This is a genomic window from Shewanella waksmanii (assembly GCF_043643685.1).
GTDB lineage: Bacteria > Pseudomonadota > Gammaproteobacteria > Enterobacterales > Shewanellaceae > Shewanella > Shewanella waksmanii_A.
On record NZ_JBHZSN010000011.1, the window covers coordinates 26,038 to 38,682 of the forward strand.

Genomic DNA, 12,645 nt, shown 5'->3' on the forward strand with positions numbered 1-12,645 from the left:
CAATCCAAACAAGCTTAACGCGCATAACATCATCCTGAGTATTGCACTTGTCATCTATGTTGATGCAATTGTCACTTGTACAGTAAAGCGAGTAACAGCTTTCAGCGCTAATGCTATACAAATCAATAAAGTGGTCACATTTGCTTGCAATGATTAGTGTTATTACTTCACTTGTATGTGCTATGGTAAACAGCACTCAAACAGCTTTCCTGTAAAATTTCGCCTAAGCTTAGTGTTCGGCCCAATAACACTGATGCCGGCAAACAATAATGGATGAGGCTTTCAAACCCATGAATGTAAATTTTATTAACCCGTTTCTAGAATCCCTGCTCAATGTACTCAGTACCATGGCCAATATGACCTTAGTCCCCGGCAAGCCAAACTTAAAAACCGGAAATATTGCCAAAGGTGATGTGTCAGGGTTAATAGGTATGGTGGGGCCACAAACCAAAGGCTCTATGTCCATTACGTTTGAACAAGACCTCATTTTTGAAATCATGCAGAATATGCTGGGTGAACGACCAGTAAAAATTGACAGTGAAGTGACAGACTTAGTCGGCGAACTCACCAATATGGTAACAGGTGGTGCAAAAAATTTATTGGGCCAAAAAGGTTATGAGTTTGAAATGGCTACACCTGTAGTTGTTGCAGGCGTGGGCCATCGTATCGCGCACAAATCAGAAGGTAAAAAAATTATCATGCCTTTTATCCATGATAAAGGAACAGCCTATATCGAAATCTGTTTCGAATAACTTTACCAAACCAATAAAGAGAGGCGCTGCCTCTCTTTATTTAAAAAGGTTGATTCACCATCACCCAGAATTGATTACCTTCTTCACCCACGGCTAACTCAGTCCGCACAACCACACTTTCAACTTCGAAACGCACACCCGCACCTAATGTCCATTTCATATCCTTGTGTAATTCATCCATCGAAAAGTCATCAGCAACCTGTCCGGCTTCTGCAAAGACAGTCCACTGCCACCACGGGATATCATAGAGGTTAAATACCGGCAGCGTTTGCAAAGGCTGCCATTTGGGTAACATCCGATACTCTCCACGATACAGCAACGCACTACGACCAAAGAATCGGCCACCACTATAACCACGTAAATAGTTAAAACCACCTAGCGTGATCCCAGAAAATGACGGCGGGCGATGAAATTCGCCATCGCTTTGCTCATTCCAAGTTGGCGTGTCTGCGATGTAAAAATCAAGCGCAATAATTTGATTATTAAACCAGTCATTTTCGCCTAACGCGAAAAAGGCACTTTGTTCAAACTCCCACGTGGTCCAACTTTGACGATCATCTGCGCCAAAATCACGGGTAAAGGTCAAACTTGTGCGGCCACCACGGGTACTATTCTTGCCATTATCACGATTATCCCAATCAAGCTTTAACTTCACACCACGGGATTGGGAGGGTAAATACTCATAACTTTGTAGTTCTTGAGTTTCACTAAACGGGGTTATCTGAATACTCGTCACCCCAGACTCTAACGGATTCCAACTTAATGCCTGAGTTTGAGGCATTAAACTGGCCACCGCCCCATGAGCGCCTCGCCCCCACGGCAACACATATTTCATATGCAATTTGGCATAACTTTCTTCGCCTTGGGTAACAATGCGCTGCGCCGCTTGATGACTAGGTTCATGATGAGCAGGCAAGTTCTGCTCATCAATAAAATAGATACCTTCTTTGTAACTTGCGCGATAGTACTCTGCCGAAAATAACCAGCTATCCAGTGTTGGTAACTGATAATTATTCGCCCCGAGAAAGGTCACCCAAGAATCATTTTTACTGTATAAACCTATACCTAACAAAGAGGCTTGTGCTTGACCTGCATGTTTAAGCACCCCTGCACCACCAATGGTTGTACTTAGGGTTTCAGTAGAAAACACAAAAGGAACGGCGACGAACTCAGGATCATAACTATGCTTATCACCAATAGAGTCACTGGCAGAGCTAACATTAATAGGCTCGATTGCATCGGTATTAACTTGGGCATTTTGAGCCCAAGCAGGCGATAACATCAACGAACAAGCAACGCTAAAATAGGTTGCCAACTGGACAATCTTCAAACTACTTATTCCTACCGGTATTCACTCCCTTGCTAAACGCCGGTACAACAGAAAAATTACGTTACTTTGTTAATCCATGCAAACAGCAACACGTGGCGTTAATTTAGTGACTAATTCATAGGCGATGGTACCAATATGTTCAGCAACCACTTCTACGGGTAAATCGCTGCCCCACAATTGTGCCGCATCCCCAACCTTGTCACTGGCATCAATACCTAAATCCACAGTCAACATATCCATGGAAACTCGACCCACTATGGGCACTAAGCGGCCATTAACCCAAACCGGAGTTCCCTCTGGGGCATTTCGTGGATAACCATCTCCATACCCAATGGCAACAACCCCCAATAAAGTATCTTTCTTTGCCCGCCAATAACTACCATATCCAACCGGTTCACCCGCTTTATGTTCTCTCACAGCAATTAACTGACTCATCAATTGCATAGCAGGTCGCAAGCCATGATTAGCGCCTAAATCACCAACAACGGGGGACACACCACATAATGCGATCCCAGGCCTAATCCAATCAGCTTGCGTTTGAGGCCAATATAGGGTCGCCGCAGAATTGGCAAGAGTTCGCTCTCCATTTAACCCCTGTGTTAATTGTTCAAACTTGGCAAGTTGATCAGCGGTCATCGGATTTTTAGGCTCATCGGCACAAGCAAAGTGGGTCATCAAGTGAATCGGTTTCGCAACATTTGGACACGCCAGCAACCGAGCATACATCTGCTTAAATTGCGACACACTAAAACCCAATCTATGCATGCCAGTATCAATTTTCATCCACACAGCAACAGGCTTGGTTAGCTTTTCATTTTCCAGCATCTGCAGTTGCGATTCATGGTGCACGACAGTATCAATATTATGAGTCACCAACTGATGCAGATCATGTTGACGGAATATACCTTCAAGCAGGAGCAATTTTGCTGTCACGCCACCTTGGCGCATTGCTAAGGCTTCTTCAAGGCGAGCAAGGCCAAAACCATCAGCCATTGAGACACTGCGGGCAACATTAAGTAGGCCATGACCATAACCGTTGGCTTTTACCACTGCCATTACACGGCTATTAGGTGCCAGCTGACGTAAACGCTGCAAATTGTATTGCAACGCATCACTGCTTATTTCTGCTCTAGGAAAGGGTTTCAAACATTAACCTTAAATTGATAAAGGTGCCCTTAGGGCACCTTTGGTTTAACTAATAGCTTCAATCTTCTAAACGAAGGCTAACCGATAACAGCACCCATTAGGACGATATGAAACAAAATTAATCTGCTTTAACTATATGGCAGGCTAATCTTCTTCAAATTGTGGGCCTGCATAGTTATCAAATCGAGAGAACTGCCCTTGGAAAGTCAGTCTAACACGCCCAATTGGACCGTTACGCTGTTTACCAATAATAATCTCTGCAGTGCCTTTATCTTCAGAATCATCGTTATACACTTCATCGCGATAAATAAACATGATCAGGTCGGCATCCTGCTCAATAGAACCAGATTCACGCAAATCTGAGTTTACTGGGCGCTTATCGGCACGTTGCTCCAATGAACGGTTTAGCTGAGAAAGTGCGATAACAGGGATCTCTAACTCTTTGGCCAAGGCTTTTAATGATCGAGAGATTTCTGCAATCTCCAAGGTACGATTATCTGATAGCGCTGGAACTTGCATCAGCTGCAAGTAATCGATCATGATCATCGACAAGCCACCATACTCACGGGCGATACGACGTGCTCGGCTACGTACCTCGGTAGGAGTTAGGCCTGAGCCATCATCAATGTACATTTTGCCTTGTTCTAGCATAATTCCCATGGTGGAAGACACGCGAGCCCAATCATCATCATCCAGCTGACCTGTACGAATTTTAGTTTGGTCAACTCGGCCGAGTGAGGCCAACATACGCATCATGATCTGCTCAGACGGCATCTCCAAACTAAAAATCAATACCGGCTTATCTTCGTGCAGCGCCGCTTGCTCACACAAGTTCATCGCAAAGGTTGTTTTACCCATCGACGGACGTGCTGCAACAATAATTAAATCACCTGACTGAAAACCTGCAGTCATGTTATCTAAATCGCCAAAACCACTTGATACCCCGGTCACACCATTATGGGGGTTATTATAAAGCTCTTCGATTTTATCTACGGTTTTTTCAAGGATCGTCTTGATCCCTTCAGGGCCTTCATTGGCATTGGCCCTTTGTTCTGCAATTTTAAATACTTTACTTTCAGCTAAATCCAGTAGCTCACTTGAATCACGCCCTTCAGGGTTAAAACCAGCATCGGCAATTTCATTGGCAACTTTGATCATCTCGCGCACAACCGCGCGTTCACGCACGATATCAGCATAAGATAAAATATTACCCGCACTAGGCGTGTTCTTAGCTATTTCACCTAAATAAGCAAAACCACCAGCATCTTCAAGCTGATCTTCAACTTCAAGCTGTTCTGATACGGTAATAAGGTCAATGGGTTGCCCTGCTGCCACTAAGGATTCCATGGCCGTAAAAATCATGCCGTGAGCACGAGAATAAAAGTCGTCTTTAACCACTTTCTCGGCTACTTTATCCCATGCATCGGAGTCGAGCATTAACCCACCCAGTACAGATTGTTCAGCCTCGATAGAGTGCGGCGGCATTTTTAATGCATCGACCTGCATATCTCTTTGTTTTTTCTTAGGTTGAAAACCACCCTGCTGTGACATTTACTCTCCAGAACCCCAACAATTAGGCAAAATATGATATAAAACCATTCCAATAATAACAGGCGAATTGCACGCCCAACACTTTTTAGCCAACCACAAGGAATTACTATGCGCAATGCACTGTTTCCAGCATTGATGCTGTCATCTGGTCTACTGCTGACACCTCAGGTTGCTCAAGCCGATGAAGGCCAATGGCAACCCTATCAAATGCCTTCTATCGCACCTCAACTAAAAGCACGCGGTATTGATATTCCAGCGAAGCAGCTTGCCGATCTCAGTCAGTACCCAATGAATGCGGTAGTCGGATTGGGTTATTGTACCGCCAGTTTTGTTTCGCCCCAAGGGTTAGTTGTGACCAATCATCATTGCGCCTATCGCGCTGTACAATTTAATAGCAAAAAACAACATAACTACCTAGCTGAAGGTTTTCTAGCAAAAAATTTCGAGCAAGAGTTATCCGCAGGACCTAACGAGCGTTTATACATAACCGAAGCGGTCACCGATGTCACCAAGCAGGTCAACGCTAACATCGGCACCGATCCACTTGAACGCTATGAAAATATTCAAGCTAACCGTAAGGCACTGATTAAAGAGTGCGAACAAGACCAAAACTATCGCTGCTCAGTACGCAGTTTTCACAATGGCTTAGAGTATTTCTTGATTAAACAACTCATCATACGTGATGTTCGTCTAGTATATGCACCGCCTGAAAGCGCCGGCGCATTTGGCGGCGACGTTGATAACTATGAATATCCGCGCCATGTGGCTGATTTCACCTTTTTACGCGCCTATGTAGGACAGGACGGAAAGCCTGCAAGTTATGCTAAAGACAATGTCCCCTACAAACCCAAAAGCCACCTTAAAATTAATACCAAGGGTGTCAAAGCGGGTGATGGCGTATTTGTCGCTGGGTACCCAGGCTCAACCAATCGTTACCGTTTGAGTAGCGAATTATCATTCGCCAGTGATTGGTTATACCCCACCCTTGCCAAACGTTATCAGCTACGCATTGATACCATTAAGCAAATGGGCGCTAACGATCAAGATATCAGTATTAAATATGCTGGCACATTGGCGGGCATGGCTAACCGGATGAAGAAATACAATGGTTTGCTAGATGGTTTTAAAGCCACTGACATTAATGGCATTAAACAAAACCGTGAAAACGATTTTCGCGCTTGGCTAGCAAACGATCCTCGCAATCAATCATTCCAACAGCAGTTTGACACTTTAGAAGAGTTATTAGTTAAACAGCGACAGCAGCGCCAAGATAACTACTATTTCAATAATGCCCAAAGCAGTAGCTTACTCACCACGGCAAATCGTCTATACCGTCTTGCTAAAGAGAAGCAAAAACCCGATGCTGAGCGCGAAGAAGGCTATCAACAACGGGATATGAAGCTGTTTAAGGCTCGATTAAACCGTCTTGATACAAGTTTTGATATCCGTGTCGACAAAGCCTTATGGTTACAAGACTTAACCGCCTACTTTGCACAACAAAATCGCATCGCACCTTTAGATGCTGCGCTAAATCAGCATCACAGCGGAACCCAGCTAAGTGAGCAGCTAGACACATTCTATAGTTCAACCTCATTAACCGATAGCAGTAAACGCCTTGCCTGGATGGATGCCGATGTTGAAGCCTTTGAATCGAGTCAGGACCCTTTCATTCAACTGGCAGTTGCCTTGTATGACACCAAGATGCAAGCAGAATTAGAAAGCAAAACCTTAACCGGCCAACTCTCTAAGGCTCGCCCTGAGTATATGAAAGCCGTAATTAGTTATTATCAAGCTAACGACTGGCCAGTGTACCCTGATGCCAATGGCACACTACGTATTAGCTATGGCATGGTCGACGGCTATCAGTCAGCAGATGCGTTATATAAACAACCCTTCACCACCCTTGAAGGATTGGCTGCAAAACACACCGGTATCGCGCCGTTTAATGCACCTGAAAAACTATTAACGGCTATTGAGCAGCAACGCTATGGTGACTACAAAGTTGACAGTGTATATCGAGATCCAGCCTCTTGGTTATGCCGCCTATTTTCTTGTATGGCTAAACCTGAACGATTTGACACGGTTCCAGTCAACTTTCTCTCCAGTGTCGATACAACTGGTGGTAATTCTGGCTCACCGGTATTTAACGGTAAAGGCGAGCTCGTTGGGCTAAATTTCGACTCAACCTACGAAGCTATCACTAAAGATTGGTTCTTTAACCCAACGATCACTCGAGCAATCCATGTTGATATTCGCTACGTGCTCTGGATGATGGAAGAAGTTGATGGTGCAGATAATTTGATAAAAGAACTCGACCTGGTCGGTAACTAATACCAATCGCGAGTGGCTAATGCTGCTCGCATGTCTCCATTAATCTTCAACAAATAAAAAAGCCGCACTCAACAGAGTGCGGCTTTTCTAATACTTTGCTTAAAGCAAATGATTAGTCTTCTGCAACAACAGAAAGCTTAACCACAGCTTTAACTTCAGTGTGAACTTGAACTTCAACTTCGTATTCTCCAGTAGTACGTAGTGCACCTAGTGGAAGACGAACTTCGCTCTTAGCAAGTTCAACACCCGCAGCTGTAACTGCATCAGCAACGTCACGGTTACCAATTGAACCGAATAGTTTGCCTTCGTCACCAGCTTTAGAAGCGATAACGATAGTTTCAAGCGCAGCGATTTTCTCAGCACGCTCGTTTGCAGCAGCTAGATCAGCAGCTAACTTAGCTTCTAGTTCAGCACGACGTGCTTCAAAAACTTCAGTGTTAGCAGCGTTAGCAACAACAGCTTTACCTTGTGGTAAAAGGTAGTTACGAGCGTAACCAGCTTTTACTGAAACTTGGTCGCCCAAGCTACCTAGGTTAGCGATTTTATCAAGTAAAATAACGTTCATTATTAATTTCCTCTAAATTGATGCGCTATTACTGATGTAAATCAGTGTAAGGCAGTAGAGAAAGATAACGAGCACGCTTGATAGCGCGAGCTAGTTGACGTTGATATTTAGCGTTTGTACCAGTGATACGGCTAGGAACAATTTTACCACTTTCAGTGATGTAGTTCTTTAGAGTAGCGATATCTTTGTAATCGATCTCAGTAACGCCTTCTGCAGTGAAACGGCAGAACTTGCGACGACGGAAATAACGTGCCATGTGACAGTCTCCTAAGTTTTCAATTCGACATTTTCAGCGTGTAATACCAGGCGATTTTGACCATTTCGACCTTGTTGTAAGGCGATGAATCCTTGCACCTCGATATCCACACCGGTTTTCAGTTGTTCTGAAACGCTTTCAAAGCGTTCGCCACTGAATATCACTTGCATTTGGCAGTACACATTTCTGAGCATTTCAGCTTCATAGCACTGCGATTTGTGTTCCAGCATAATCACACTATGGGCGATACCTGCTGGGCTTTTAAAACTTCTAGAACGTTTAATGGTTCCAGACAACACCAAGTGATTGGTGGCCACAGAAAAACTTACTCAGCTGTTTTTTCAGCAGCTTCAGCAGGCGCTTCGGCAGCTGGACGCTCGCCTTCGCTTGAAGAACGACGTGAATCACGCTCGTCTTTCGCTTTAGCCATTGGAGAAGCTTCAGTGATGGCACCTTTAGTGCGCATAACCATGCTACGTAGAACAGCGTCGTTGAAACGGAAAGCTGTTTCTAGCTCTTCAACCGATTCTGCAGTCGCTTCTACGTTCATAAGAACATAGTGAGCTTTATGCAATTCGATGATTGGGTAAGCCAGTTGACGACGGCCCCAGTCTTCTAAACGATGGATTTGACCGCCAGCTTGGGTAAGAATACCCGTGTAACGCTCGATCATACCTGGCACTTGTTCACTCTGATCAGGGTGAACTAAAAATACGATTTCATAATGACGCATTTTTTGCTCCTTACGGTTATCTAGCCTCGTTGTTGGCTCAGTCAGACCAAATGGAGGCAAGGAACTAAATAAAGTGACTGAATTAAGCCGCGGAATATTACATGTATCGCCAGCAAAGTTCAAGCAATGTTAAATCGATTTACTCAAATTAATTGCCCCTTGCTTTCAACAGGTCTACCAACCGATAAATACCGATATAGAAATACCTTATAAACTAAAGTCGTGGTTGAGGTTTTGGGGCAATGTTAGCAATAGCGCAGCGAGTAGCATCCAGCCAATAGTTAAAGGCCAACTAAGCGCAATTTGTCACGACAAAGCGCGCTTTTATTCATTGAGTAACAAGCGCATCAGACTGACTGCTACAATAAAAAGCCATTTACCACTTCGAAAAAACTCACCACCAAAGAAGGCCAGTCCAAGTAAACATTTAATAAATAAGGTGAAATTATCATTCGCTACCTATGTATTAGAATATTGCAACTTACTCCTTTGTGGAGCTTTACTCGAAAGGGCGTTAGTCGGTATGATGTGAGCTGTTTTTGCGTCATTTAAACCAATAATAAACACCAAGAATTATAAAACATGTTAAGACCCTTAGTTGTTGCCGCATCTTTATCTGCAAGCCAAGCGGCATGGGCATTAGTGCCGCCAGATTATCAGGAACCACCCAGTGATTTTTCCGCAGAAATAGAAGCCGGTTTACAGGTCAATACAGGTAACACCGAGTCAAGTAGCTTTAATGGTCGCACCAAACTGGTTTACGATACCGACAGGTTCAAGCAAGAAGGCACATTTAAGGCATACTTCGCCTCTGACTCAGAAAAAACCACCGCCGAGAAATATGATATCCAGCTACAGTCTAACTATAAATTAGATAGCGGCTATGTATTTGGTCGGGGTGATTTCACCGATGATCGTTTTGGTAGTTATACCCGAATTATTACTTTTTCGTCTGGTTACGGTTTTGACGCAATAAGCACTAGCGCCACCAGCTTGAGCTTGGAAGTAGGCCCTGGTTATCGTTATAACCTGCCACAATCTACCGAATCCATGCCAGACCCTGACGCAGACAGAGAAATCATTCTACGTTCAGCCGCTAAATTCGAACAAAAGATCCAAGAATACACTAGCTTTACCGCCGACTTAACCGCGGAGGTTGGCGAGGATAACAATACCCTGACATTAGATTTGGCCTACAAAAACACCTTATTCCAAGATTGGGCATTTAAAATAGGCATGAACGTAAAGTATACCGAAGTGGTACCTGAAGGCACAAAGCAAACCGATACCATTACCACCTTTAATCTACTTTACACTTTCCAATGATAAACGAGTCTATCATGCATATTTAATATCAGCCCCCGAAAATAGTGACGTATACGAGCCTCAAAAAGCTAAAAAGGCTACCAATATCGGTAGCCCTGTTTTTGTCATTTATACCATTGCGCTATTTACTCATAATCTGACGCGTAAGTTTCTTCATAAGTATGAGAGTAAAGCTCAAATAGGTTACCAAATGGATCTTCTAGATAGACCATTTTTGCTGGCTTGCTGTCATCTTCTGGATGATAGCGCATAATATCCATTCTAACTTTACCACCATATTGTTCTGTACGTGCGATAGCACCTTCAAAGTCATCAGTTTGTAAGCAAAAGTGGAAAATCCCTAAGCGTGAAAAATCAACCTCGTGACGCTGTTGGCGTTGCTTCATTTCAAATAACTCAACCCCTATGCCATCAGTTGTTAGCAAGTGCGCAATATTGAAACCTTGAAAACCTTCACCAAATACCGCAATGCACATACGACCAATAGCAGTTTCGCGCTCCTCAATCACTTTTGTGTTGTTCATGACGATTTTAAGTCCCAACGCTTTAGTGTAGAACTCAACGGCCTTATCCATATCGCCAACCATAATACCTACGTGATTCATCTTCATAATCTGCTCCCAAAATTCAATCTTTATTCATGACGCTGTTTCGATGAGCAAAGTATATGTCTGGCAAATAATTAAATAAAATTATCTATTTTTATAAAATCAATAACTAAATTTTATTAAAATTAAGAAAAGACAAACACAACAGTCAGCAGGTTTATGGCGATAGACATACAAACTAAGACACCCCCTCAAGCTCATTAGGTCTAAATAGAGTAAATTATCCTTTGACCTGTCTAATACTTTACAGTTTATAGTCAATAGCATGTGCTAGAGGGCCTAAACCTATGTACCGGATTTCCCAGTTAGCAGAGCAGGTAGGGTTAAGTCGATCAACCCTGCTCTACTATGAAAAACTTGGCTTAATTAAAGGGGTCAAGCTCGACAATGGTTACCGAAGTTACACCGACCGTGACTTGCAACAACTGCGGCTATTACAGCAGTTACATGCTGCTGGGCTCACGCTAAAGCAATGCCAAGCGTGTTTATCGGGCAAGGTCGATCGTGACATGTTGCTTGACAGGCTACATATCCTAGACAAGGACATTGCGGAAAAGCAGCAAGCACGAGAGTTGCTTTCATCCATGTTGGGCTTGAAATCAATGCGAAAATGGCATGAAACCGTCGAGCAACTTGCCCCTTCAGCGCACCTAGATTGGTTACAACAGCAAGGCTTTAGTGAAAAAAGTGCCCTAAGGCTTAAATGGATTTCTAAAGATATGAATCAACATGAACAATATATGACCGACTTCGAAGCCATTTTTGAAAACCTAGACAGGTTAGGGCCTGGTGACGAAAGTGACTTTTGTAAAGCCCTAGCAGCTATCTCATACCACAGTGGGGAGGCGCTTGAAATTGGTTGCGGTAAAGGCGTATCTACCGAGCTACTGGCTAAACACTCAGACTTTACTATTCTGGCGACTGATAATGACGAATACAATTTAAGCTGCGTCAAACAAAAGCTTGGCAAAGATAACATCGCACATCGCGTGAATACCGCTTGTTGTAGCATGCTAAACCTGCCATTTACCCAAGGCCAATTTGATCTGCTTTGGTCAGAGGGTAGCGCCTATATCATGGGAGTAGAACTTGCCCTTAAAAAGTGGCGACCATTTTTAAAATCCGGCGGCTATCTGGTTATTAGTGATTTGGTTTGGTTCACGGACAAGCCAGCAGCTGAAGCCGCCAGTTTCTGGCAAGCAAACTACCCAGATATGACCAATGCACAGCAAAGAGTTACCCAAATGACTCAACAGGGATACCGGCTAGTCAGTAGCTTCCCTTTGAGCCAACAAGCTTGGGCAAACTATTTGGCCCCACTGACTCAAAGAGTTGAAAAATTAAAACAGCAAGATATGAAGTCAAACGCACTGAACGATATTGCTCGTGAATTGCAAATACATGAACAATATTTAGGTCAATATGGCTACCAAATGTTCGTACTGAAAAAACAGGACAAACGATGAATATAAGAGCAGAAACAACTGAAGATATCGCAGCAATTGACGCGCTAACCTATCGTGCCTTTGAAAATCACCCCCATCATAAGCCCGGCGCAAAACCCAGCGAACACCTGATCATCAACCAGCTTCGCCAAGCCAATGCGCTAACGCTGTCACTGGTTTACGAGGATCACACAGGTATTGTTGGTCACATCGCGTTGTCACCTATAACAATTAACCATGCTGCAGATCAATGGTATGGGCTAGGGCCAATTTCTGTCGCACCTGAGCGCCAAGGACAAGGTATTGGTTCAGCCCTAATCCAAGCAGGGCTAGAGCAAATCAAAACTATGGGAGCCCAAGGTGTGGCTCTATTGGGTGAGCCACAATACTACGGCCGATTTGGTTTTAAGCAGCTCGACGAATTAACTCTCCCTGGCGTGCCGGCTGAGTACTTTCTAGCGAAAGTCTTTAGTGCCGAAATTCCAACAGGAAGTGTCAGCTACCATCCGGCGTTTTTAGTTACCGACTAAAAAAATGGGAGCTCATTCATTAACAAACATGACATGCACCTCAACAACAGAGCCTCATTAATAATACGCTAA

13 protein-coding genes are annotated in these 12,645 nt (G+C 43.8%); 5 read left to right on the forward strand and 8 right to left on the reverse strand.

All coding sequences use genetic code 11. The features are described from left to right. Nucleotides 1–290: 290 nt before the first annotated feature. On the forward strand, nt 291–752 hold the full coding sequence (locus ACHUFW_RS16100; RefSeq protein ID WP_394204366.1) for a chemotaxis protein CheX: 462 nt from the start codon (nt 291–293) through the stop codon (nt 750–752). A 40-nt stretch (nt 753–792) separates the two neighbouring features. Here the strand turns inward: ACHUFW_RS16100 and ACHUFW_RS16105 are convergent, their stop codons facing one another. The 3 genes from ACHUFW_RS16105 to dnaB all read right to left on the reverse strand — a co-directional run bounded on the left by ACHUFW_RS16105 (nt 793) and on the right by dnaB (nt 4,779). Further along, the gene (locus ACHUFW_RS16105) at nt 793–2,082 is read right to left on the reverse strand and encodes a BamA/TamA family outer membrane protein (protein WP_394204367.1); all 1,290 of its coding nucleotides are present in this window, start codon (nt 2,080–2,082) and stop codon (nt 793–795) included. 69 nt (nt 2,083–2,151) lie between these two features. Continuing rightward, nucleotides 2,152–3,228, reverse strand: a complete 1,077-nt coding sequence (gene alr, locus ACHUFW_RS16110) for an alanine racemase (RefSeq protein WP_394204368.1) — start codon at nt 3,226–3,228, stop codon at nt 2,152–2,154. Between the two features lie 144 nt (nt 3,229–3,372). Next, on the reverse strand, nt 3,373–4,779 hold the full coding sequence (gene dnaB, locus ACHUFW_RS16115) for a replicative DNA helicase (RefSeq protein ID WP_394204369.1): 1,407 nt from the start codon (nt 4,777–4,779) through the stop codon (nt 3,373–3,375). A 108-nt stretch (nt 4,780–4,887) separates the two neighbouring features. Here dnaB and ACHUFW_RS16120 point away from each other — a divergent pair, with 108 nt between their 5' ends. Then, nucleotides 4,888–7,110, forward strand: coding sequence for a S46 family peptidase (locus ACHUFW_RS16120; protein ID WP_394204370.1), 2,223 nt, complete (start codon nt 4,888–4,890; stop codon nt 7,108–7,110). A gap of 112 nt (nt 7,111–7,222) precedes the next feature. Here the strand turns inward: ACHUFW_RS16120 and rplI are convergent, their stop codons facing one another. The 4 genes from rplI to rpsF are packed head-to-tail and all read right to left on the reverse strand — an operon-like array spanning nt 7,223 to nt 8,664. Next, nucleotides 7,223–7,675: a 50S ribosomal protein L9 gene (gene rplI / locus ACHUFW_RS16125; RefSeq protein WP_394204371.1), complete on the reverse strand. Its 453-nt coding sequence runs from the start codon at nt 7,673–7,675 to the stop codon at nt 7,223–7,225. Between the two features lie 28 nt (nt 7,676–7,703). After that, nucleotides 7,704–7,931, reverse strand: a complete 228-nt coding sequence (rpsR, locus tag ACHUFW_RS16130; RefSeq protein ID WP_011867078.1) for a 30S ribosomal protein S18 — start codon at nt 7,929–7,931, stop codon at nt 7,704–7,706. Between the two features lie 11 nt (nt 7,932–7,942). Next, nucleotides 7,943–8,248: a primosomal replication protein N gene (gene priB / locus ACHUFW_RS16135; RefSeq protein WP_179025686.1), complete on the reverse strand. Its 306-nt coding sequence runs from the start codon at nt 8,246–8,248 to the stop codon at nt 7,943–7,945. 8 nt (nt 8,249–8,256) lie between these two features. Then, nucleotides 8,257–8,664: a 30S ribosomal protein S6 gene (gene rpsF, locus ACHUFW_RS16140; RefSeq protein ID WP_394204372.1), complete on the reverse strand. Its 408-nt coding sequence runs from the start codon at nt 8,662–8,664 to the stop codon at nt 8,257–8,259. 582 nt (nt 8,665–9,246) lie between these two features. Between rpsF and ACHUFW_RS16145 the strand changes: the two genes are divergently transcribed. Continuing rightward, nucleotides 9,247–9,990, forward strand: coding sequence for a DUF481 domain-containing protein (locus tag ACHUFW_RS16145; protein WP_394204373.1), 744 nt, complete (start codon nt 9,247–9,249; stop codon nt 9,988–9,990). Between the two features lie 125 nt (nt 9,991–10,115). On the opposite strand, the gene ACHUFW_RS16150 is transcribed toward ACHUFW_RS16145, so the two are convergent. Continuing rightward, nucleotides 10,116–10,601 (reverse strand): VOC family protein, encoded by a 486-nt coding sequence (locus ACHUFW_RS16150; protein ID WP_394204374.1) that lies wholly within the window; start codon nt 10,599–10,601, stop codon nt 10,116–10,118. A gap of 284 nt (nt 10,602–10,885) precedes the next feature. Here ACHUFW_RS16150 and ACHUFW_RS16155 point away from each other — a divergent pair, with 284 nt between their 5' ends. Together ACHUFW_RS16155 and ACHUFW_RS16160 are read left to right on the forward strand one after the other, a co-directional pair. Beyond that, nucleotides 10,886–12,064: a MerR family transcriptional regulator gene (locus ACHUFW_RS16155; RefSeq protein WP_394204376.1), complete on the forward strand. Its 1,179-nt coding sequence runs from the start codon at nt 10,886–10,888 to the stop codon at nt 12,062–12,064. After that, nucleotides 12,061–12,573, forward strand: coding sequence for a GNAT family N-acetyltransferase (locus ACHUFW_RS16160; RefSeq protein ID WP_394204378.1), 513 nt, complete (start codon nt 12,061–12,063; stop codon nt 12,571–12,573). Before ACHUFW_RS16155 ends, ACHUFW_RS16160 begins: the two co-directional genes overlap by 4 nt. Nucleotides 12,574–12,645 lie beyond the last annotated feature (72 nt).

What these genes read in the sequence shown, in the direction of transcription:
- ACHUFW_RS16100 (WP_394204366.1), top strand. Translation starts at nt 291, where the DNA reads ATGAATGTAAATTTTATTAACCCGTTTCTAGAATCCCTGCTCAATGTA.
- dnaB (WP_394204369.1), bottom strand. Translation starts at nt 4,779, where the DNA reads ATGTCACAGCAGGGTGGTTTTCAACCTAAGAAAAAACAAAGAGATATG.
- ACHUFW_RS16120 (WP_394204370.1), top strand. Translation starts at nt 4,888, where the DNA reads ATGCGCAATGCACTGTTTCCAGCATTGATGCTGTCATCTGGTCTACTG.
- rplI (WP_394204371.1), bottom strand. Translation starts at nt 7,675, where the DNA reads ATGAACGTTATTTTACTTGATAAAATCGCTAACCTAGGTAGCTTGGGC.
- rpsR (WP_011867078.1), bottom strand. Translation starts at nt 7,931, where the DNA reads ATGGCACGTTATTTCCGTCGTCGCAAGTTCTGCCGTTTCACTGCAGAA.
- rpsF (WP_394204372.1), bottom strand. Translation starts at nt 8,664, where the DNA reads ATGCGTCATTATGAAATCGTATTTTTAGTTCACCCTGATCAGAGTGAA.
- ACHUFW_RS16145 (WP_394204373.1), top strand. Translation starts at nt 9,247, where the DNA reads ATGTTAAGACCCTTAGTTGTTGCCGCATCTTTATCTGCAAGCCAAGCG.
- ACHUFW_RS16150 (WP_394204374.1), bottom strand. Translation starts at nt 10,601, where the DNA reads ATGAAGATGAATCACGTAGGTATTATGGTTGGCGATATGGATAAGGCC.
- ACHUFW_RS16155 (WP_394204376.1), top strand. Translation starts at nt 10,886, where the DNA reads ATGTACCGGATTTCCCAGTTAGCAGAGCAGGTAGGGTTAAGTCGATCA.
- ACHUFW_RS16160 (WP_394204378.1), top strand. Translation starts at nt 12,061, where the DNA reads ATGAATATAAGAGCAGAAACAACTGAAGATATCGCAGCAATTGACGCG.